This is a genomic window from Mesorhizobium sp. B2-5-11 (genome assembly GCF_006440835.1).
In the GTDB taxonomy this organism is placed as follows: domain Bacteria; phylum Pseudomonadota; class Alphaproteobacteria; order Rhizobiales; family Rhizobiaceae; genus Mesorhizobium.
This window is the reverse complement of sequence record NZ_VFUK01000016.1, coordinates 17,123-37,300: the sequence shown is the minus strand read 5'-3', so window position 1 is coordinate 37,300 and position 20,178 is coordinate 17,123. Positions and strand designations below refer to the sequence as shown.

The window sequence follows — 20,178 nt, the reverse complement described above, 5'->3', positions numbered from 1 at the left end:
CTCAAACGCGTTTGCGATAGACGGTGTCGAGCCACACCGCGATGACCAGCACGGCGCCGACGACGATGCTCTGCAGCGGCGAGTCGACGCCAAGCAGCACCATGCCGGATTGCAGCGACTGCATCAAAAGCGCGCCCAGCATGGCGCCGATGATTGTTCCCGAACCGCCGGCGAGCGATGTGCCGCCGATGACGGCCGCCGCGATCACCAGCAATTCATCGAGCGTTCCGAGCACGTTGGTGGCCGAGTTCTGCCGGGCTGACGAGATCGCGGCGGCGATCGTGGCCAGCACGCCCATGATCATGAACACTTTCATCGTGATCCAGCGTGTATTGATGCCGGCGAGGTTGGCTGCTTCCGGATTGCCGCCAATGGCAAAGACATAGCGACCAAAACGGGTGCGTTTGGTGATGAAGGTCATGACCAGCCCGACGGCGATGGCCATCAGCACCGGTATGGCGATGCCGTGGGCGATGAACAGGCCGCCCTCGGGCACGGTTATGTTGTTGGCGGCTGCATATCTGTTCACGATGCCGACTGGCCACGGATAGGAATTGGCCAGCCAAACCGCGCCCATGATGACGGCGCAGGTCAGCACGCCGATCAGCGTCTCGGCCCAGATCGGACGCAGCGGGAAACGGAAGCGCTTGCGCTGTACCCGCCCGTTGAACAGCGCAAGCACCACCGCAAGGCAGGCGGCGATACCGACCACCCAGCTCCAGGTCGCGCCGATCGATCCGGCCGGGCCGCCGCCCATCAGCTGGAACGTCGCGTTGAGCGGCGCCACCGTCTGGCCGCTGGTAACCCACCATGCCGCACCGCGCCAGACCAGAAGCCCGCCCAGCGTCACGATAAAGGCCGGCACTTCGAGATAGGCGATGACAAAGCCCTGGAAGGCGCCGATCAACAGACCGAGCACCAGGCCGATGACCAGCGCCAGCACCCAGATCCATGGGTTGCCAAGCTCAAGCCCGACGAAGCGCACTAGGAAATGCACCTGGGCGAAGCCCATGACCATGCCGATCAACCCTTCGGCGGAACCGACGGACAGATCGATATTGCGCATGACGATGACCAGCACCATGCCGCAGGCCATGATGGCGACGGCCGAGGTCTGCACCGACAGGTTCCACAGATTGCGCGGCGTGAGAAAGGTACGGCTGTCGAAATCGAGCGGATTGACGCCGAGACGCAGGCTGGACAAGACATGCAACCCGATCCAGATCAGCAGCAGCGCGCCGATCATGCCGAGCATGCGCGTGTCGATCTCGGTCGCCTTAAGGAACCGGGCGACGGCGCCGAGTTCCGACGCACGCGCGGTGTCGGCCTGCGGGTTGGACGTCGTATCGGTCATGATTTTCTCCCGCCGGCCTGCCCGTCCGATGCGGGATGCCGGAAGCCAGCCTAGAAGTTACCCGCCCGGGGCGGAAAAACAAATTTTCTTGAAAAAACGCCGCGGCTTGGCAGCCGCGGCGTTCATCGCATGAAATGGAAGATCAGTTGCAGGCCGCTACGCTGCCCGCCGCGACGCCGGCACAGACCTCGTCTTTCTTGATCCAGCCGGCGTCGATGACGACGTTGAGATTGTCCTTGGTGATCGCAACCGGGGTCAGGAACAGCGATTTGACGGTGTTCCCACCGGGCGTTGTGAAGTCCTTGACGCCGGCGATATCGGTCATCTTCTTGCCGTCGGCCAGCTGCGAGGCGATCTCGGCGGCATTCTTGCCGAGTTCACGCGCGTCCTTCCACACCGACACGGTCTGCGTGCCGAGCGCGATGCGGTTCAGCGCCGCGTGGTCGCCGTCCTGGCCCGAGACCGGAACGGTACCGGCCAGGCCTTGAGCCGTCAGCGCCGCGACGACGCCGCCGGCAGTGCCGTCATTGGCCGCGACGACCGCGTCGACCTTGTTGTCGTTGGCGGTCAGGAACTGCTCCATGTTCTTCTGCGCATTGGCCGGCAGCCAGCCATCCGTATAGGCTTCGCCGACATTCTTGATCTTGCCGCTGTCGATGGCGTCCTTGAGCACTTCCATGGAGCCCGAGAACAGGAAATCGGCATTCGGATCGGCACCCGAGCCCTTGATGAAGACGTAGTTGCCTTCCGGCTTCACCTTGAACACTTCGCGGGCCTGCATGCGGCCGACTTCCTTGTTGTCGAAGGTCAGATAGAAGACGTCCTTGTTCTCGATCAGGCGGTCATAGCCGACGACCGGAATGCCTTCGTCGAGCGCCTTCTGCACCGCCGGGCCGATGGCGGAGGCGTCCTGCGCCAGGATGATCAGCGAATTGGCGCCCTGGGAGATCAGGCTCTCGACGTCGGTGAGCTGCTTGCCGGGATTGGACTGGGCGTCGGCGGAAATATACTTGTCGCCGGCGGCTTCGATCGCCTTCTTCATGGCGGCCTCGTCGGTCTTCCAGCGCTCTTCCTGGAAGTTCGACCAGGAAACGCCGATGACCTTGTCCTTCGCCTGCGCGACCGACGCGAGCGTCAGCGACATGGCGACACCCGCCAGGATGGCGGCTGTGAATCTCTTCATCTTAATCCTCCCTGCGCCGCGTATGGCGCGACCAAACAGGCCCGTAGGCCGGCACAAGGCTCTATTTTTTCGAGCCTCGAAAAAACACTGGTCCATCGTCGGAACGCTGTCAACGTCGATTCTGATGTATTTTGATGTCCTCGTGAATTTTTTTCGAGCTCCGGAATAAATAATGACAGCCAAGGCCGGTTCTGCCAGTATTTGACGGTCGTCGGGATCCTGGGGAGAGAACGCGGCGACGGGGAGGATGCGAGAAACATGTCGGTCGGAATCCGCCACGACGATTTGCGCCGACGCAACCGGGCGATGGTGATCGCGGCCGTGCGCCGTGCCGGGCAGCCCTCGCGCACCGAGATTGCCGCGACCACCGGGCTCAGCCATTCCACCATATCGGCGATCTCCTCCGACCTGATTGGCGAAGGCATCCTGGCGCAGAGCAAGCCGAGCGAGGCCGGTGCGCTGAAACGCGGCCGGCCGCAGGTCGGCCTCAGCCTCAACCCTGAAGCCGCGGCGGTGATGACCGTGGTGCTGTCGCTGAATTTTCTCTCCGTCGCCGTCATCGACTATGCCGGCCAGGTGATATCTGAAGAGCAGCGCCGGCTGGACACGCTCACCCTGTCGCGCGAGGCGCTGATCGGCGAATGCGTGGCCATCGTCAGGCGGCGGTTCGAGGATCCCGACCTCGACGTCGGCAGCATCGCCCGTATCGCGCTGGCGATCCAGGGCATCACCGACACGGATGCGCGCACCATGCTGTGGTCGCCGATCACGCCGCAGACCGACATCGCCTTCGCCGACATACTGGAGGCCGAGTTCGGCATTCCCGCCACCATGGAGAACGATTGCAACATGATGGCGGTGGCGCTGCGCTGGCGCGATCCCCAGCGCTACCGCGACGACTTCATCGCCATCCTTTTGTCGCACGGCATCGGCATGGGCTTGGTGCTGAAGGGTGAACTGTTCACCGGCACCCATTCATCCGGAGGCGAGTTCGGCCACATGATCCATCGCCCCGGCGGGGCGCTCTGCCGCTGCGGGCGGCGCGGCTGCGTCGAGGCCTATGCCGGCAACTATGCCATCTGGCGCAACGCGAGGCAGCTTGGCGAGGACACCGAGCCCGTCGACGTCAGCGACGCCGACATGCGCACCCTGGCGGCCTCGGCGCGCGAAAAGGACGGGCCGGAGCGCGAAGCCTACCGCAAGGCCGGCGAGGCGCTGGGTTACGGCCTTGGCAGCCTGTTCGCGCTGATCGATCCGGCGCCGGTCGCCATGGTCGGCGTCAGCGCCGCCGCCTTCGACCTGATCGAGCCGGCTCTGCGCGAGGCCATTGCCCAGACCGCCGGCGGCCAGCACTCGAAATCGATTTCCTTCGACACCGAGCCGAACGAACTGCCACTGATCCGCGAGGGCTGCGCCATGCGCGCGCTGACCTTCGTCGACCAGGAGATTTTCGCGCCGGGGGCACAGGCGAAATCAGGCGTGGGCGAGAACGTTGCGTGACATATCCCTAGTCTTCGCGAATCGCATACCCCGCGCCCCGAATGGTGCGGATCACGTCAGGCATGCGGCCATTGTTGACCGCCTTGCGCAGCCGGCCGACATGCACGTCCACGGTGCGCTCGTCGATATAGATCGTTTCGCCCCAGACATTGTCGAGCAGTTGGCTGCGCGAGAACACGCGGCCGGGATGTCGCATCATGAATTCGAGCAGGCGGAACTCGGTCGGCCCGAGCCGGATCTCGCTTTTCTTGCGGTAGACCCGGTGCGATTCACGGTCGAGCACGATGTCGCCAACCTTGAGCACGCTGGACAGAACTTCGGGCTTGGCGCGGCGCAGCAGCGCCTTGACGCGTGCCATGAATTCCGGCGTTGAGAACGGCTTGACCAGATAGTCGTCGGCGCCGGTGGAGAGACCGCGCACCCGGTCGCTTTCCTCGCCGCGCGCCGTCAGCATGATGATCGGCAGCCGCTCGGTCTCGGGCCGCATCCGGAGACGGCGGCAGAGCTCGATGCCGGAAACCGCCGGCACCATCCAGTCGAGCACAAGAAGGTCAGGGACATTCTCCTGCAAGCGGATCTCGGCTTCGTCGCCGCGCGTCACCACCTCTACCTGATAACCCTCCGATTCCAGATTGTAACGGAGCAGCACACCCAGCGGCTCCTCGTCCTCCACCACCATGATGCGTGGCGCGATCATCGACTGGTCACCCCTGCCGTCAAGCCGCTGGCGCCGACATCGCCGTCTCGTCCTGCTTCGGGCGATTGGCGGGCAATTGCGTGCCGGTCAGCACATAATAGGCATTTTCGGCAATGTTGGTCACGTGATCGCCGATGCGCTCGAGATTCTTGGCGCAGAACAAAAGATGCGTGCAGGCGGTGATGTTGCGCGGATCCTCCATCATGTAGGTCAGCAGCTCGCGGAAGACCGACGTGTATTTGACGTCGATGCGTTCATCGTCGGCGCGCAGCTTCGCAAGTGCCGCGGCATCGCGCGCCGCATACTCCTCGATCACGCCTTGCACCTGGATCAGCACAAGCTGCGCCATGGCGTCGATGGAGTGCGACAGGTCGCGCGGCGTGGCGGCAAGGCCGACGGTGCCGACGCGCTTGGCGATGTTCTTGGCGAGATCGCCGATGCGTTCGAGATCGCCCGCCATGCGGATCGAGCCGACGACATGGCGCAGATCGTCCGCCATGGGCTGCCGCTTGGCGATCAGGGTGATGGCGCGGTCGTCGAGTTCGCGCTGGCGCGCATCCATGATCGCGTCGTCGGAGACGACGCTCTGGGCGAGCGCGTTGTCGGAATTCAGGAGCGCCTTGGTCGCGCCGCCGACCATCGATGAGGCGAGATCGCCCATGTCGCGGATCAGCCTGCTGATCTGTCCGAGATCTTCGTCAAAGGCTGCGACTGTGTGTTCGGCCATGATCTTGGTCCTCGTATGCCTGGGATCAGCCGAAGCGGCCGGTGATATAGTCCTGCGTGCGCTTCTCGCGGGGCGACGTGAAGATCTTCTCGGTGCGGTCGAACTCGACCAGCTCGCCCAGATACATGAAGGCGGTCTGCTTCGACACGCGCGCCGCCTGCTGCATGTTGTGGGTGACGATGACGATCGTATAATCGGCCTGCAACTCGTCGATCAGCTCCTCGATCTTGGCGGTCGACAGCGGATCGAGCGCCGAGGCAGGCTCGTCGAGCAGGATGACCTCCGGCTTCACCGCCACCGTGCGGGCGATGCAGAGGCGCTGCTGCTGGCCGCCCGAAAGGCTGAGGCCGCTGGCGTTGAGCTTGTCCTTGACCTCGCTCCACAGTGCCGCGCGCTTCAGCGCCTGCTCGACACGGCCGTCCATCTCCGCCTTGCTGAGCTTCTCATAGAGCCTGACGCCGAAGGCGATGTTCTCGTAGATCGACATCGGGAACGGCGTCGGCTTCTGGAACACCATGCCGATCTTGGTCCTGAGCAGGTTGAGATCCTGCGAGCGGTCGAGGATATTCTGGCCGTCGAGCAGCACCTGGCCCTCGGCGCTCTGCCTCGGGTAAAGCTCGTAGATGCGGTTGAAGACGCGCAGCAGCGTCGACTTCCCGCAGCCCGAAGGCCCGATGAAGGCGGTGACGCTGCGCTCGGGCAGCGACAGGCTGATATCCTTCAGCGCCTTCGACTGGCCATAGTAGAAATTGAGGCCCTTGACCTCGATCTTGGCTTTCTCGACCGCGACTTCGGGCGTATTCAACTCGGTGGACAACATCGGTTTCATCTGTCCTCTCTGCGTCCGGTAAGGCTGCGGGCGAAGATGCTCAGCCCGAGAACCGTAAGGGTGATTATGAGTGCGCCGGTCCACGCCAGCTGCTGCCATTCCTCGTAGGGGCTGAGAGCGAACTGGAAGATGGTGACGGGCAGGCTGGCCATTGGGGCGTTGAGATTGCTCGACCAGAACTGGTTGTTGAGTGCCGTGAAGAGCAGCGGCGCCGTCTCGCCGGAAATGCGGGCGATGGCCAGCAATATGCCGGTGACGATGCCCGACAGCGCCGCACGGTAGGCGACCGAGCGGATGACCACCCAGCGCGGCGCGCCGATCGCGGCGCCGGCCTCGCGCAGGGCGTTCGGCACCAGGTTGAGCATGTCCTCCGTGGTGCGAACGACGACCGGGATGACCAGGATGGCCAGTGCGACGGCACCGGCAATCGCCGAGAAATGTCCCATCGGCCGCACCAGCAGCTCGTAGACGAACAGGCCGACGATGATCGAGGGTGCCGACAGCAGGATGTCGTTGATGAAGCGCACGACGGTGGTGAGGCGCGAGAAGCGGCCATATTCGGCCATGTAGGTCCCAGCGAGGACACCGATCGGCGTGCCGACGATGACGGCGATGACTGTCATCATGATACTGCCGTAGATGGCATTGAGCAGGCCGCCGGCATCGCCGGGCGGCGGTGTCATTTCGGTGAACACAGAGAGCGAAACACCCGACAGGCCCTTATAGAGCAGTGCGCCGAGGATCAGCGCCAGCCAGGCCAGGCCGATGCCCGCCGCCGCGACGCATAGCGTCATCATCACGGCATTCCTGCGCTTGCGTCGATTGTGAAGCGATGTGGCCGTCGACATCGGTCAGGCTCCCGTGCGGCTGTCCATGCGCAGCAGCATGTAGCGCGCAAGGGCAAGGATCAGGAAAGTGATGACGAACAGGATCAGGCCGAGCGCCACCAGCGAAGACGTATAGAGATCGCCGTCGGCTTCGGTGAACTCGTTGGCGATGGTCGCCGAGATCGTCGTGCCGGGCGCGAACAGCGAGGCGCTGATGCGGTGGGCGTTGCCGATGACGAAGGTTACCGCCATGGTTTCGCCGAGCGCGCGGCCGAGGCCGAGCATGACGCCGCCCATGATGCCGACGCGGGTATAGGGGATGACGACGCGGCGCGTGACCTCCCAGGTCGTGCAGCCGATGCCGTAGGCCGATTCCTTCAGCACCGCCGGCACCGTGTCGAAGACATCCTTGGTGATCGAGGTGATGAAGGGCAGGACCATGATGGCAAGGATCAGCGCCGAGGTCAGAAGGCCGATGCCGTAGGGCGGGCCGGCAAACAGGCTGGAGAGTCCCGGCACGTCGTGGAAAAGCTTGATGATGAAGGGCTGCACCGTCGTCTGCAGGAACGGCGCGAACACGAACAGGCCCCAGATGCCGTAGATGATGGAGGGTATGCCGGCAAGCAGCTCGACGGCGATGCCGATGGGGCGCCGGAGTGGCCGCGGGCAGAGTTCGGTAAGGAAGATGGCGATGCCGATGCCGATGGGAACGGCGATCAGGATAGCGATGGCGGCGGTGACGATGGTTCCGTAGATCGGGGCCAGCGCTCCGAAATTCTCGGTGACCGGGTTCCACGATTCGGTCGTCAGGAAGGAGAACCCGAATTTCGACAGCGCTTCCCACGAGCCGGCAAACAGCGAAATCGCCACGCCGCCGAGGATGAGCAGGACGAGGATGGCGGAAAAGCGTGTCGCCGTCCGGAAAATCGTATCGGTGAGCGCGAAGCGTCGGACCGTCGCTTCCCTGGCCCGCATGGCGGCCGACGATGGCATGGCTTCGGAGACGGCGGTCATCTGGCCCTCGCGTTTCAAGGAAGACAGGGAGGGCGCCGTGAAGCGCCCTCCTCGTTCAGCAGGGATTACATGGCGGAATAGAGCGGCTTGCCGTCTTCGCCGACGATGTCCTTGGCCCACATGTCCTCGACGCTCTTGACGACCGCGTCGGGGATCGGAACGTAGTCCAGCGCCCCGGCCATGTCGTCGCCCTTGGCGTAGGACCAGGCGAAGAACTTGAGCGCTTCACCGGTCGCCGCCACGTCGCCGGGCTTCTTGTAGACCAGGATCCAGGTCGCCGACGTCATCGGCCAGGATTCGGCGCCCGGCTGGTTGGCCAGGATGACGCCGTAACCAGGCTGCGAGCTCCAGTCGGCATTGGCCGCCGCCGCCGAGAACGCCGCCGCCGTCGGCTCGACCTTCTTGCCGTCCTTGTTGATCATGTCGGCATAGGTCAACTTGTTCTGCTTGGCGTAGGCGTATTCGACATAGCCGATCGAGCCACCGGTCTGCGAGACGTTGTTGGCGACGCCTTCATTGCCCTTGGCGCCGATGCCAACCGGCCATTCGAGCGCGGTGTTGACGCCGACCTTCGACTTCCAGTCGGCGCTGACGTCGGCCAGGTAGTAGCTGAAGTTGAACGTGGTGCCCGAACCGTCGGAGCGATGCACGACGGCGATCGCCTGGTCGGGAAGCTTGACGTCGGGATTGAGCTTGGCGATCGCCGCGTCATTCCAGTTGGTGATCTTGCCGACGAAGATATCGGCCAGCGTCGGGCCGTCGAGCACCAGTTCGCCCGGCTTGATGCCTTCGAGATTGACGACCGGAACGATGCCGCCCATCACCATCGGGAACTGTGCAAGTCCGGTGGATTCGAGATCCTCGCCCTTCAGCGGCGCATCGGAAGCGCCGAAGGTGACGGTCTTGGCTTTGATCTGCTTGATGCCGCCGCCCGAGCCGATCGACTGGTAGTTGAGACCGATGCCGGTCTCCTTCTTGTAGGCATCGGCCCACTTCGCATAGATCGGGTAAGGGAAGGTGGCGCCGGCACCGGAGATGTCAGCTGCCATTGCCGCGGAAAGGGTGAGGGTGGACGCCGCAGCCATTGCGATCGCAACGGCCGCCGAGCGGATGAAATGTCTCATATGGCCTGCTCCTGTTCGGAAGATGGTCTCTCGGCGCCATTCCTTGCCAGCGCCCGCTGAGGCCAATAGCGTTCGATTATAACAGTCGCATGACAGTTTCGTGTCAGCCCGGTAACGCGTCGCCGGCGCTTGGAAAGGCGATGGCGATTAGCGGCTGCGGCATGGCGCCGGTTTGCCTTCGGGAATCAGGGACTTGCGCGATCCGGCCACCCAAACAGCCATCGGATTCGGCATGGATCGCTGATCGAAGAAAAGCCGGACGGGAGCGCGTTGCTCGAGGCCAGAGGATGTCTTGGCCGGGCCATCGCCAAAAACAGGTCCGTTGGGGTAGATTGACGCTGCTTCATACTGGCGGTCGCTGCTCCCGCCCGTAACTAGAAGAGAGCGGAAATTCGATGCCGTCATTGTCCCGGCTGGACGCCGGCTTTGATATGGTGCGATCGCACCATAGTCTTGCTCGAAGGGCTGCAGCCGGCCCCGGGTGATTCTCGCCGCAATCCGGCCGAAGGCGCAAAGTCTATCCCGCGTTGCGCCGGGCCTGGCGACCGGCGCCGACCCAGCGCTCGACCTTTTCGAGCAGGGCCCTGGGGCTGATCGGCTTGGGCAGATAGTCATCCATGCCGGCGTCCAGGCAGCGTTCGCGATCGCCCTTGAGCGCATGCGCGGTGACCCCGACGATCGGCACATGCGTGCCGGTTTCCTCTTCCAGCCGGCGGATGGCGGCGGTTGCCTCGAGCCCGTTCATCTCCGGCATCGAGACGTCCATCAGGATCATGCACGGATTGAGCCTGCCGAAAGCGTCCAGCGCCTTGCGGCCATTGCCGACGATCTCGAAACCGTAGCCGGTCTCGCCGAGGATCTGGGTGAAGACCATCTGGTTGACCTCATTGTCCTCGGCCACGAGGATGTCCAGCCGCTGCTCGCCGCCAGTCGCGGCAAGCCGAGGCCTGACCGGCGGCGGCTGCAGCAACGCGCGTTGCCCTGCCGCCGGTGGCGGTGACTGTGGATTGTTCCCGCCGCCTCCCTCGACAGCAAGCGGCCGGGCGACATCCGTGGCGTGGCGATGCCGCTGGATGGTGGCGACCAGCGTTTCCAGGAGCACCGAGGAGCGTGCGGGCTTGATGAGTTGGGCATCAATGCCGAGATCGCGGTAACTGGTGTTGGCCAGCGACTGGTCGACGGAGGTCAGCATGATGATCGGCGTGTCGGCAAGCCCGGCGGTGTTGCGCACGACACCTGCCATCTCGGCACCGCTCATCTCGGGCATCTGATAATCGAGCACGACGCAATCGACCGGCACGCCGTAGGCGGCGGCCGCGATCAGCACTTTCAGTCCCTCGGCGCCGCTCTCGGCCGCGCAGGAATCGAAGGTCCATGACGTCATCTGCTCGGTCAGGATGGCGCGGTTGACGGCATTGTCGTCGACGATCAGCACCCGCGCGCCGGTCACGTCCACCGGCATGATGCGCTGCGCATTCTGTTGTCCGGCCCTGGGCAGCGTGACCGTGAACCAGAAGGTCGACCCCTTGCCTTCGGCGCTTTCCACGCCGATGTCGCCGCCCATCAATTCGACCAGCCGCGAGGTGATCGCGAGCCCGAGCCCAGTGCCCTCATGCCGCCTCGTCGAGGAGGTGTCGACCTGGCTGAATTTCTCGAACACCTGTTTCAGCTTTTCCTCAGGGATGCCGATCCCGGTGTCGGTGACCGAGATCGTCAGCCTGGTTCCGTCCGGCACACTTTCGCCGGTGACGTCGACGAGCACATGGCCTTCTTCGGTGAACTTCACCGCATTGCCGAGCAGGTTGGTGACGATCTGCCGGATGCGGCCGACATCGCCGATGAACAGGCTTTCGAGCCCAGGCTCGATGCGCACGATGAGCTCGAGGTCCTTTTCCTTGGCCCGCGTCGACACCAGCGTCGCCACGTCCTCGATCGCCTCGGCGAGATTGAAGGGGGCGGGATCGAGCACCAGCTGGCCGGCATCGATCTTGGAGAAATCCAGGATATCGTTGATGATGGTGAGCAGCGCGTTGCCCGATTTGACGATGATGTCGGTGAAGGTCTTCTGCTTCGGATCGAGATCGGATTTGGCCAGGAGTTCGGCCATGCCCAGCACGCCGTTCATCGGGGTGCGAATCTCATGGCTCATATTGGCGAGGAATTCCGACTTGGCGCGGTCGGCAAGTATGGCGCGCTGGCGCGCCTCGCGCAGTTCCGCCTCGCGCAGCTTCAATTCGGTGATGTCGGTGGTCGACCCGATCAGGTAGAGCGACCCGTCGGACGCGATCATCGCGCCCTTGCGGGCGAACTGGTGGCGCACGCTGCCGTCCGGGAGCATCACCGTCTCCTCGACCTCCTGGGTTTCGCCGCTGCGCAGCACCGCGAGGTCGCCATTGACGAAGGCTTCGCCGTCGGGCCCGAAAATTTCGATATCGGTCTTGCCGATCGCGTCCTGCTTGCTGAAGCCGGTGAGATCGCACCAGCCCTTGTTGACGTAGAATTGCCTGAGATCGGAGCGTTTGGCATAGATCGACACCGGCACGTTGTCGATCAGGCTGCGGAATACCTCGTTCTCGCGCATGCTTTCTTCCAGCGCCCGCTCGCGCGCCTTGACCTCGGTGATGTCGGTGCTGGAGCCGACCAGATGCACCGATCCGTCCAGCGCCACCAGCCGGCTCTTGCGCGTCATCAACTGCCGCACCGTGCCGTCGCGATGGGTGACGGGCTCCTCGACCTCCCTGACGCTGCCCGTGAGGGCAACCTCGGTATCGTCCAGGCTGTAGCTTTCTCCATCCCCGTCGCCGAACAGCTGCCGATCGGTGCGGCCGATAACGTCTTCCTTGGCGAGCCCGGTGATCGCGCACCAGGCCTTGTTGACGAACTCGATGCTGAGGTCCTGCGCCTTGATGAAGGCGGCCACGGGCAGTTCGTCCAGCACGTGCCGGAACAGGTCGATCTGCCGCATCGAATCGTGCAGCGCCTTTTCGCGGCTCTTGATCTCGGAGATGTCGACGCGCACGCCGATGAACGTGCCGTCATCGGTGCGCATGTCATAAACCTGATACCAGCGGCCGTCGGGATTGAGACGTTCGAAGGATGAGTATGGCAGGTGGTAACGGGCGAGGATGCTGTCCAGCCAGCCATCGAGATCGCCATCATAGAGCGCATCGACCCGCGGATCGCCGCTCGAGCGGAAATAGCCAGCCGAATGACCGAGTGCCAGCGCGTCGCGGAAGGTGCGGCCGGGCTGCCACGCCGGCTTCAGCGCCGGCAGCGTGTCCTGCATCTTGCGGTTGGCGAAAACGAAATTGTCCTCGCGGTCGTAGATGATCACGGCGGCCGGCAGCGATTCCAGCACGCTGGCCAGGTGTTTGCGGGCGTCCTGCGCCTCGGTCTCACGGCCCTTCATGTCCGAGACGTCGAAGAGGAAGCCGGCCACGTAGTTGCGGCCGCTTACCATTCTAACGCGGTTCTTCCTGACGACGCGCGAGCGGTTGACGCCGTCGACCTGGAAACTTTCCTCCACCTCGTAAGGCCGCCCGGTCGCCAGCACCGCGCGCTCGCTTTCCTCGAACAGCGCGACCTCGGCGGGCGCGAGAAAATTGCCGCCGGGCTTGCCAAGCATGGTTTGCGGCGTCTGGCCGAACAGGCCCGCAAACGCTTCGTTGACGAAGACGAAGCGCAGATCGTCGTCCTTGACGAAGATCGGATCCTTGACGCCGTTGATCACCGCTTCCGCCAGTCGCGCCTTTTCCAGCGCGTCGGCCAGCTCGGCCTCGCGATCCTTCATGTCGGTGACATCGACATAGGAGATGAGCCGCTTGCCGCCGGCCAGCGGCGCCAGCGATGCAACCAGGGTACGCCCGTCATTGCGCGGCAATTGTCTCGAGCCGGCGACGCCGGCCCTGATCTCGGCCTCGCGCTCGGCGGTATGACGCTGCCAGGCAACGTCGTCGGCGCCGTAGGAATCGGCGGCGCGGCTGGCCTCCATCAACTCGCGGAAGCCCGAGCCGATCCCGGCGCGCTGGGGATCGATTTTCCACAAATTGTAGAAGGCCTGGTTGATCACTTCGGCGCGCAGGTCGGCGTCGAGGACCATGATCCCGATCGGCATCGAATCGACCATCGTGCGAAGGTCGGGAAGGCCTCCCGAAGACGCCTCTCCTTGCTGCTTCTGCTCCAGTTCTTCGAAGGCGACGGCCAATCCCGTGACATTGCGTCCAATGCCACGATAGCCGGCGAATTTCCCCTCGTCATCGAAGCGTGGAAAGCCTGAGGTCAGCACCCAGCGGCAATCGGCGCGACCTCCCTTCAGTTCGTAGACAAAGTCACGGAACGGCCGATGCGCCTGCAGATCCTCCAGATGCATTGCCGCGCTGCGGTTGCCGTTCAGGACCTGCTTCAGGAAATCGAAACGGAAGCGGCCGAGCACGGCGGCCGGGTCGATGCCCGTGACCGCCTGGTAGTTGTGCGAAAGCCAGGAAAAGCGCAGCTCGGCGTCGGTCTCCCAGATCCAGTCCGAGCCCGTTTCGACCAGCTGGCGTAGCATGGCCAAATCCATGCCTGCGGTGAACGAAGCCGCGTCGTTCACCGCCATTTCGCCCGACCCGCGCTCGCCGCGCACGCCGGCTGTCTCGTTCGCTTCAGCCATGCCGTCCCCACCCCGAATCCAAGGCCGAACCCTCCCTCCGCGGTTCGTCGGCGGAATGTGCCCGAGAAGCATTAACGATCCGCTAACCTTAACAAGCCGTTGCGCACCGGACGGGCCCTGGCCTGCGCCATTGCGCCCGGTTGTCGGCCTGATCGAAGCCGCGCTATAAGCCAATATTGGGGTGTTGCTGATGTTTGGACGGATTGTGCCTTGCTTGCTGAGCGCGGCGCTGCTTTTCGGCAGCGGCTGTTCGCGCAGCTATGACGGCACCGTCGTCATTCCGCGCCCGCTCGATGCCCGGCGTTTCTGGGACCGGCCGCCGCCCAATGTGGAATACGGGCCGTCCGGAATGGAAAACGGCGCTTTTCCGGCGCCGCCACAACCGCCAACCCGGTTTTCCGAGCGCAGGCCCGCGCCGCGCGCCGCACCGAGACGTCATCTTTCAAGAGTTTCGAGGCCACCTCCGCCGTCCTCCGATGAGGAAAAGCCCCTGGCATGCAGGAATGTCAGCGAACCCGGAAAGAGGGTTCGCATGGTCTGCGACTGATGGGTGCCACCCAAAACTGACCTTGGCTGAGAAACCGGCGCCTACAACCGGGGGCGGATGATCATTCGGCTGGGAAGAAGGCCGGGCCGACTATTCTCACCGGCCGCTTGCCGGCCTCTATCGACTGATGCTGGGCCGCCCCGGAGGCTTCGGCGTCCGCCGCGGGAATTGCCGCGACGCTGCCGAGGTCCGGCTTGGCCGACGGCAAGGGGATGATGGCATTGGTCATGTTTGTGGGCGTTACCGTTCGGGCCCTCAATTCGGCGACCCTGCTGTAGTAGCGTTTTAGGTCACATGCCTTGAAATTGACGTCGTCGCGGTAGCGGAATGCGGTCGGCAGATCGGTGTAGGGCTTGCGCGTGTCGAGAGAGACCATCTTTTCGGTTTCGAGGCTGACGTCGCTGAGCGTATAGAGGTCGACGCCCGGCTCGTCGCAGATGTAGCGGCATTGATCGGCCATATCCTTCACATCGTCGCTGCCGGCGAACTGCGACTTGGGTGCTGGGAAGAAATATCCATCCGAAAGGCGCACGCAGAACAGCATCGCGTTGCCGGCGCCCGTTGCCCTCGCCGCTGGCGCCGCCGCAGACACCGATTGGGTCTTCGCCGCCGCGCGCTTTGCCGCTGGCGCGCAGCCAAGCGCGACAAAGCGTGCCCGCAGCCCCGACATGTCCCGGCCTGAATTGGAGGCCGCAGCGATCTGGCGCTGCACCTCGCTCCTGTTCCTGGCAAGATCGGCGCATGCGTTGAAGAAACCACCGAGGGAATTTTTCGCCGTACACTTGCGCTGCCTCTCGATGCCTTGGATCGCGGCAAGCTGGCGGTGCAACTGGGCAAGCTCGGGGCTCGTGCCGCCGCCACGGCCGGCCGAAGACAACTGATTTCTTATTGCACTGCAACTGTCGGCATAAGAACTGGACATGCCGAGCGCGAGCACGGTCAGGGTGACGAACGCGATCATCATGGGGGACCAGAAACGGATCATCGGAAGGACGCGGTCCTTGTTGCTGAGAACCTGGAATGACAACTCTTTCGACTTCGGTAAGCTTTCGCTAAATGAGTTTTATCTAATCTTTCTAATCTCCATGCATTGAGAGACTTGTCTTTAGTTTAATAGAAGAACCTCTGGGAATTCAATATTGCATTTTTATTTCAAGATTGAGACGAACTGCAAAACAATGCAGCCGGACCGACGGCTGGCAGGCCTGCCGAATCACTCCGGCGTTACCGGAAACGGGCCCTGAAACCTTTGCCCGTCCTTTCGCGTTGAAGCGCGAAGGAGAACGCAGATGTCGATCCAGATCACGGTATCGGAACTGACAAGAAATCTTTTTCATTCCCTGGGACTTGACCCGAGGCCCCTGAGCGCCGAGCAAAACCTGCTGCTGGAATGCTATCTGGCCGGGCAAATCCCGGAATCGACCTGGAACGACTACGTCTTCGAGACACCCGACCTGGCGCGGCACGCTGAGGCGCGGCGTACCAGTCACTGACCGGTGAAGGCGGTGCTGGGCGAGTGGTTTGGTAGTAGCTACCTGAGCGGCTCGCTGACCCTGGCAGATGTTTTCCGGCAGGAATTGCGTAAAAAATGGAAGCGGGATCGGCGATCCGCCGAACGCCGAACGGCGCTAGCACATTAAGCCGCGGCGCGCCCTGCGCGGAGAGTTGCGGAAAACAGCTATTGGCGGATCTTGGGAGATACGAATTGCAAGGTGAACACGTTGCCGGCAATCCCTTGCGCCAGTTGCGGCGAAAGGCTGAGCGGCGTGCAATCCTTCACCGCGGTCATTGCGGCGTCGATGAACGACTTTCGCGCCTTGTCGTCGCCGGCCACCTTGGCGGCGGTCGGCCGTGGCGGACCAAGCAGCGTGCCGTCGCGCTTGAAGCTGAAGCTCAGCGTGACGATGGAATTTCCGGCATCCACCGGCGGCGTCCAGCATGCCTGGATCGCCGTGCCGACTTCCTCCATCGTGTTGAGCTGGGCGGCAGCCGATGGGCAGGTGGCGCCAATCGCCAATGCGCCGCTAATCAGGAGCATTCCAGCGGTTCTTTTCATTGCAATTCCTCCACCGTCGACCCTTCCGGCCGCCCGCGTGCGATCGTCAGGATTGATGGTAGGGCTGGAGATGGCAAGGGCAATATGCTTTGGCGAAAGCTCTTGCCGAAAGCATTGGAGGCAGCCCCGCCCGCAGCGGCCGGCCAAAAAACAAAAGGCCGGCAGTGGGCCGACCTTTTGTTTTCACCGCAGCGCCAGTACATCCGTGGTCGCGGGTGAATTGTCTCCAATAGACAGATTATAGGTAAACGAAACGTTAATCGAAGCCGCCATGCCATAGCTCCAAGCCCGGCTTTTGCCAGCGCTCCATGCGGTCATATGCGCGCATATGACGAAGCTTCCGCGGAGGCCTTGAACATTGTTTGATGCTGGAGGGATCATCAACGGCTGAGCCGTCGCCTTCTTGGTACGCCCAAGGGGAATCGAACCCCTGTTCCCGCCGTGAGAGGGCGGTGTCCTGACCGCTAGACGATGGGCGCGTTCAAGAACCGGCGATATAGGCTGGCGGCGGAGAAAAAGCAACTGGGGTCCGCCGGCTTTCCCGGGATCAAGAAAAAGCTGGCTGCTGCTAGCGTTTTGGCTCGATCAGGTCCCATAGATTGCCGTGGAGATCGGCGAAAACCGCCACCGTGCCGTAGGGCTCCAAGCGCGGTGGCTCGCGAAATTCGACGCCCTTCGCCACCATCGCCGCATGATCGCGGGCAAAGTTGTCGGTTTCCAGGAAGAGAAAAACCCGCCCGCCGGTCTGGTTGCCGATGCTCTTCCTTTGTGCCTCGTCGGAGGCCTCGGCCAGAAGCAGCCGCGCGCCGCGCCCGCTGGCCGGCGCGACCGTCACCCAGCGCTTGCCGCCGCCAAGGTCCACATTCTCCAGGAGCACAAAGCCCATTCGCTCGACATACCAGTCGATTGCTTCGTCATAGCTGTCGACGACCAGCGCAACGGTGGCGATATGACGGTTTTCGGCAAAGCCGGTCATTGCGCGCCGGGCTTCATTTGTTGCGGATCGCGAAGCGGCCGATTATGCGCCGCTCGCCCATATCGTAGACGAAGATCGTGCGGCTGCCATCGACAAGTTCGGCGTCGATCGAGACGCGATTGCCGGATAGCGACTGGCTGACCACCCTGGCGCCGACCGGCAGCACGATGTCTCCGCTGAGCGGTTCGCCGGCGGGCACCTGGATGTCGCCGGCCAGCGGCGGGCTCACCGGCGCTGCCTTGCGTGATTTGTAGACAATCGCCGCGATCACCACCATAAGGGCCAGCAAGAGCAGGCCGAGATTGATGGCCATGAAGCGGATGAGCCTGCCGCGCACCTTTTCGATCTCGGGGTTGAGCGGCTTTTCCCCGCCTTCAACAACGGCGTCTTCGTCGGCGGCGGGGCGGGCCATGGCAAACATTCCGGAACGATTCTCGATGAGCGCTCATAACGAAGAGGCCCCCGGATTGATAGAGGACCAATTCATGCAGGCAGAACCGATCGTGCTCGTGGCCGGCGCCGACGATGCCGGCCAGCGCATCGATCAGTGGCTGGCAGGCAGGCTCGGCCCGGAAATGTCGCGCAGCCGCGTGCAGATGCTGATCAGGCAGGGCGCGGTCTTGGTCGACGGCAAGGCCGTTGTCGAGACCAAGTGCAAGATGTCGCCGGGCGAAACTGTCTCGGTCGCCATGCCGGAGCCGGAACCGGCGGAGCCACAGGGGGAAAACATCGCCCTCGATATCCTCTATGAAGATGACGAACTGATCGTCATCAACAAACCCGCCGGGCTTGTCGTCCATCCCGGCGCCGGCAATTGGACCGGCACGCTGGTCAATGCGCTGATCCATCATTGCGGCGACAGCCTGTCCGGCATCGGCGGCGTGCGCCGGCCGGGCATCGTTCATCGCCTCGACAAGCAAACCAGCGGCGTCATGGTCGTGGCCAAGACCGACCGCGCCCACAAGGCGCTTTCGGAAGCCTTTGCCGATCACGGCCTGACAGGCGATCTCGAGCGCGCCTACCTGGCGCTGGTCTGGGGCATACCGCAGCGGCCGGCCGGAACGGTGGATGCCCCACTCGGCCGCGCCGCCGACCGTGTACGTCGCGCCGTAGTACCCGAAGGACGCGACGATGCCCGCCACGCCGTCACCCATTTTGCGGTGCAGGAGCGCTTCGGCGAAAACCAAAAGGAATTCGCAACCGCAAGTCTGGTTGAATGCCGGCTGGAGACCGGCCGCACCCATCAGATCCGCGTCCACATGGCCCATATCGGTCATCCGGTGCTCGGTGATCCCGATTACGGCCAAGCCTTTCGCACCAAGGCCAACCGGTTGCCCGAACCGCTGAGAAGCCAGGTCAAGGCCTTCTCCCGGCAAGCTTTGCACGCCTGGCTCCTTGAATTTCGCCATCCGACTACCCATCTATCGATGAGGTTCGAGGCACCGATACCGAGGGACATGGAGGAACTCGTCGGCGGCTTTCGCAGTCTTTGAATCCGCCGCCCGGCAAGCTTCAAATCAACCATCAAAAAACCTGACTGGCGTTGTTCACTTCAGCGTGACACACTGTTTCGTGTTGAACAAATGCCTGTCTTTTCTGGTTTTGTTCCTGTATATATCTGATGTCGCGAGCGAGCCTTTGGTGCTCGCGTCACATGCCCGCCGCGTTTCGGGGGCATCACTCCAATAGAGAGGGGGCGCTATCATGGCCCAGTCACTACCCAGTATCGTTTCCGGCGAAGGCGGCCTCAGCCGCTACCTGGAAGAGATCCGCCGCTTTCCGATGCTTCAGCCGCAGGAAGAGTACATGCTCGCCAAGCGTTATGCCGAGCATGAGGACACTTCCGCAGCGCACAAGCTCGTCACCAGCCATTTGCGGCTCGTCGCCAAGATCGCCATGGGCTATCGCGGCTACGGCCTGCCGATTGGCGAAGTGATCTCGGAAGGCAATGTCGGCCTGATGCAGGCCGTCAAGAAATTCGAGCCAGAGCGTGGCTTCCGCCTCGCGACCTACGCCATGTGGTGGATCAAGGCCTCGATCCAGGAATACATCCTGCGCTCGTGGAGCCTGGTCAAGATGGGCACGACCGCCAACCAGAAGCGTCTGTTCTTCAACCTGCGCAAGGTGAAGGGCAAGATCCAGGCGCTTGACGACGGCGACCTCAAGCCCGACCAGATCGCCGAAATCGCCACGAGGCTGAACGTCTCGGAAGCGGAAGTCGTGTCGATGAACCGCCGCCTGTCGGGCGACGCCTCACTCAACGCGCCGATCCGGGCGACGGAAGGCGAGTCCGGCGAATGGCAGGACTGGCTGGTCGACGACCACGAAAGCCAGGAAGAGATGCTGATCGAGCAGGACGAGCTGGAAAACCGGCGCGGCATGCTGTCGGGTGCTCTTGCGGTGCTCAACGAACGCGAACGGCGCATCTTCGAGGCGCGCCGCCTCGCCGATGAGCCGCTGACCCTGGAAGAACTGTCGGCTGAGTTCGACATCAGCCGCGAGCGCGTGCGCCAGATCGAAGTGCGCGCTTTCGAGAAGGTGCAGGATGCCGTCAAGGCCGCCGCCAAGCGCCAGACCCAGGCGCTGCGCACCATCGAGGCGCAGCCGGCGGCTTAAAGCCGGCATCGGCAACAAGATAAAAAGGCGGCGTCAGGAGACTGGCGCCGCCTTTTTCGTATACCGCAGCGGGTGGC

At 63.2% G+C, this 20,178-nt stretch carries 17 protein-coding genes and 1 tRNA gene; 4 read left to right on the top strand and 14 right to left on the bottom strand.

Translation table 11 applies throughout. The features are described 5' to 3' along the window. Position 1: 1 nt before the first annotated feature. Together FJ490_RS29845 and xylF are read right to left on the bottom strand one after the other, a co-directional pair. The gene (locus FJ490_RS29845) at positions 2-1,354 is read right to left on the bottom strand and encodes a sugar ABC transporter permease (RefSeq protein WP_140500580.1); all 1,353 of its coding nucleotides are present in this window, start codon (positions 1,352-1,354) and stop codon (positions 2-4) included. 142 nt (positions 1,355-1,496) lie between these two features. After that, positions 1,497-2,537, bottom strand: a complete 1,041-nt coding sequence (gene xylF / locus FJ490_RS29840) for a D-xylose ABC transporter substrate-binding protein (protein WP_140500579.1) — start codon at positions 2,535-2,537, stop codon at positions 1,497-1,499. A gap of 258 nt (positions 2,538-2,795) precedes the next feature. Between xylF and FJ490_RS29835 the strand changes: the two genes are divergently transcribed. Then, positions 2,796-4,037 (top strand): ROK family protein, encoded by a 1,242-nt coding sequence (locus tag FJ490_RS29835; RefSeq protein WP_140500577.1) that lies wholly within the window; start codon positions 2,796-2,798, stop codon positions 4,035-4,037. Between the two features lie 7 nt (positions 4,038-4,044). On the opposite strand, the gene phoB is transcribed toward FJ490_RS29835, so the two are convergent. From phoB to FJ490_RS29790, 8 genes are all read right to left on the bottom strand, one after another. Then, complete coding sequence (phoB, locus tag FJ490_RS29830) at positions 4,045-4,734, bottom strand: phosphate regulon transcriptional regulator PhoB (protein ID WP_010911896.1); 690 nt, start codon at positions 4,732-4,734, stop codon at positions 4,045-4,047. Between the two features lie 19 nt (positions 4,735-4,753). After that, on the bottom strand, positions 4,754-5,461 hold the full coding sequence (gene phoU / locus FJ490_RS29825; RefSeq protein WP_140729400.1) for a phosphate signaling complex protein PhoU: 708 nt from the start codon (positions 5,459-5,461) through the stop codon (positions 4,754-4,756). Between the two features lie 25 nt (positions 5,462-5,486). Then, positions 5,487-6,290, bottom strand: a complete 804-nt coding sequence (pstB, locus tag FJ490_RS29820; protein WP_140500574.1) for a phosphate ABC transporter ATP-binding protein PstB — start codon at positions 6,288-6,290, stop codon at positions 5,487-5,489. Beyond that, positions 6,287-7,138 (bottom strand): phosphate ABC transporter permease PstA, encoded by an 852-nt coding sequence (pstA, locus tag FJ490_RS29815; protein WP_140517887.1) that lies wholly within the window; start codon positions 7,136-7,138, stop codon positions 6,287-6,289. Before pstA ends, pstB begins: the two co-directional genes overlap by 4 nt. Before the next feature lie 3 nt (positions 7,139-7,141). Next, a complete protein-coding gene (pstC, locus tag FJ490_RS29810; protein WP_140517886.1) occupies positions 7,142-8,131 on the bottom strand; it encodes a phosphate ABC transporter permease subunit PstC in 990 nt (329 codons plus the stop codon). 65 nt (positions 8,132-8,196) lie between these two features. Further along, positions 8,197-9,255 (bottom strand): phosphate ABC transporter substrate-binding protein PstS, encoded by a 1,059-nt coding sequence (gene pstS, locus FJ490_RS29805; protein WP_140517885.1) that lies wholly within the window; start codon positions 9,253-9,255, stop codon positions 8,197-8,199. Positions 9,256-9,772: 517 nt separating this feature from the next. Further along, complete coding sequence (locus tag FJ490_RS29800; RefSeq protein WP_181165420.1) at positions 9,773-13,906, bottom strand: PAS domain-containing protein; 4,134 nt, start codon at positions 13,904-13,906, stop codon at positions 9,773-9,775. A 608-nt stretch (positions 13,907-14,514) separates the two neighbouring features. Continuing rightward, positions 14,515-15,438 carry a DUF2865 domain-containing protein gene (locus FJ490_RS29790; protein ID WP_140525468.1) on the bottom strand — a complete coding sequence of 308 codons (924 nt, stop codon included), beginning with the start codon at positions 15,436-15,438 and terminating at the stop codon, positions 14,515-14,517. A 304-nt stretch (positions 15,439-15,742) separates the two neighbouring features. Between FJ490_RS29790 and FJ490_RS29785 the strand changes: the two genes are divergently transcribed. Further along, entirely contained in the window at positions 15,743-15,946 is a 204-nt protein-coding gene (locus tag FJ490_RS29785) for a hypothetical protein (protein ID WP_140729401.1), read from the top strand. Positions 15,947-16,131: 185 nt separating this feature from the next. Here FJ490_RS29785 and FJ490_RS29780 read toward each other — a convergent pair whose 3' ends face one another. The 4 genes from FJ490_RS29780 to FJ490_RS29765 all read right to left on the bottom strand — a co-directional run bounded on the left by FJ490_RS29780 (position 16,132) and on the right by FJ490_RS29765 (position 17,897). Beyond that, positions 16,132-16,491 carry a hypothetical protein gene (locus FJ490_RS29780; RefSeq protein ID WP_246672828.1) on the bottom strand — a complete coding sequence of 120 codons (360 nt, stop codon included), beginning with the start codon at positions 16,489-16,491 and terminating at the stop codon, positions 16,132-16,134. Positions 16,492-16,913: 422 nt separating this feature from the next. Further along, positions 16,914-16,988 (bottom strand) — tRNA-Glu (locus FJ490_RS29775). A gap of 89 nt (positions 16,989-17,077) precedes the next feature. After that, on the bottom strand, positions 17,078-17,485 hold the full coding sequence (locus FJ490_RS29770) for a VOC family protein (protein ID WP_140525467.1): 408 nt from the start codon (positions 17,483-17,485) through the stop codon (positions 17,078-17,080). Positions 17,486-17,498: 13 nt separating this feature from the next. Further along, the gene (locus FJ490_RS29765; protein WP_140500558.1) at positions 17,499-17,897 is read right to left on the bottom strand and encodes a fimbrial protein; all 399 of its coding nucleotides are present in this window, start codon (positions 17,895-17,897) and stop codon (positions 17,499-17,501) included. Positions 17,898-17,922: 25 nt separating this feature from the next. Here FJ490_RS29765 and FJ490_RS29760 point away from each other — a divergent pair, with 25 nt between their 5' ends. Together FJ490_RS29760 and rpoH are read left to right on the top strand one after the other, a co-directional pair. Next, the gene (locus tag FJ490_RS29760; protein WP_140517878.1) at positions 17,923-18,978 is read left to right on the top strand and encodes an RluA family pseudouridine synthase; all 1,056 of its coding nucleotides are present in this window, start codon (positions 17,923-17,925) and stop codon (positions 18,976-18,978) included. A gap of 211 nt (positions 18,979-19,189) precedes the next feature. Further along, on the top strand, positions 19,190-20,101 hold the full coding sequence (rpoH, locus tag FJ490_RS29755) for an RNA polymerase sigma factor RpoH (protein ID WP_027023478.1): 912 nt from the start codon (positions 19,190-19,192) through the stop codon (positions 20,099-20,101). Positions 20,102-20,178: the final 77 nt, after the last annotated feature.

Excerpts from the sequence above, each read along its gene's own strand:
- FJ490_RS29845 (WP_140500580.1), bottom strand. The coding sequence starts at position 1,354 with ATGACCGATACGACGTCCAACCCGCAGGCCGACACCGCGCGTGCGTCG.
- xylF (WP_140500579.1), bottom strand. The coding sequence starts at position 2,537 with ATGAAGAGATTCACAGCCGCCATCCTGGCGGGTGTCGCCATGTCGCTG.
- FJ490_RS29835 (WP_140500577.1), top strand. The coding sequence starts at position 2,796 with ATGTCGGTCGGAATCCGCCACGACGATTTGCGCCGACGCAACCGGGCG.
- phoB (WP_010911896.1), bottom strand. The coding sequence starts at position 4,734 with ATGATCGCGCCACGCATCATGGTGGTGGAGGACGAGGAGCCGCTGGGT.
- phoU (WP_140729400.1), bottom strand. The coding sequence starts at position 5,461 with ATGGCCGAACACACAGTCGCAGCCTTTGACGAAGATCTCGGACAGATC.
- pstB (WP_140500574.1), bottom strand. The coding sequence starts at position 6,290 with ATGAAACCGATGTTGTCCACCGAGTTGAATACGCCCGAAGTCGCGGTC.
- pstA (WP_140517887.1), bottom strand. The coding sequence starts at position 7,138 with ATGTCGACGGCCACATCGCTTCACAATCGACGCAAGCGCAGGAATGCC.
- pstC (WP_140517886.1), bottom strand. The coding sequence starts at position 8,131 with ATGACCGCCGTCTCCGAAGCCATGCCATCGTCGGCCGCCATGCGGGCC.
- pstS (WP_140517885.1), bottom strand. The coding sequence starts at position 9,255 with ATGAGACATTTCATCCGCTCGGCGGCCGTTGCGATCGCAATGGCTGCG.
- FJ490_RS29800 (WP_181165420.1), bottom strand. The coding sequence starts at position 13,906 with ATGGCTGAAGCGAACGAGACAGCCGGCGTGCGCGGCGAGCGCGGGTCG.
- FJ490_RS29790 (WP_140525468.1), bottom strand. The coding sequence starts at position 15,438 with ATGATCCGTTTCTGGTCCCCCATGATGATCGCGTTCGTCACCCTGACC.
- FJ490_RS29785 (WP_140729401.1), top strand. The coding sequence starts at position 15,743 with ATGTCGATCCAGATCACGGTATCGGAACTGACAAGAAATCTTTTTCAT.
- FJ490_RS29780 (WP_246672828.1), bottom strand. The coding sequence starts at position 16,491 with ATGCTCCTGATTAGCGGCGCATTGGCGATTGGCGCCACCTGCCCATCG.
- FJ490_RS29770 (WP_140525467.1), bottom strand. The coding sequence starts at position 17,485 with ATGACCGGCTTTGCCGAAAACCGTCATATCGCCACCGTTGCGCTGGTC.
- FJ490_RS29765 (WP_140500558.1), bottom strand. The coding sequence starts at position 17,897 with ATGGCCCGCCCCGCCGCCGACGAAGACGCCGTTGTTGAAGGCGGGGAA.
- FJ490_RS29760 (WP_140517878.1), top strand. The coding sequence starts at position 17,923 with ATGAGCGCTCATAACGAAGAGGCCCCCGGATTGATAGAGGACCAATTC.
- rpoH (WP_027023478.1), top strand. The coding sequence starts at position 19,190 with ATGGCCCAGTCACTACCCAGTATCGTTTCCGGCGAAGGCGGCCTCAGC.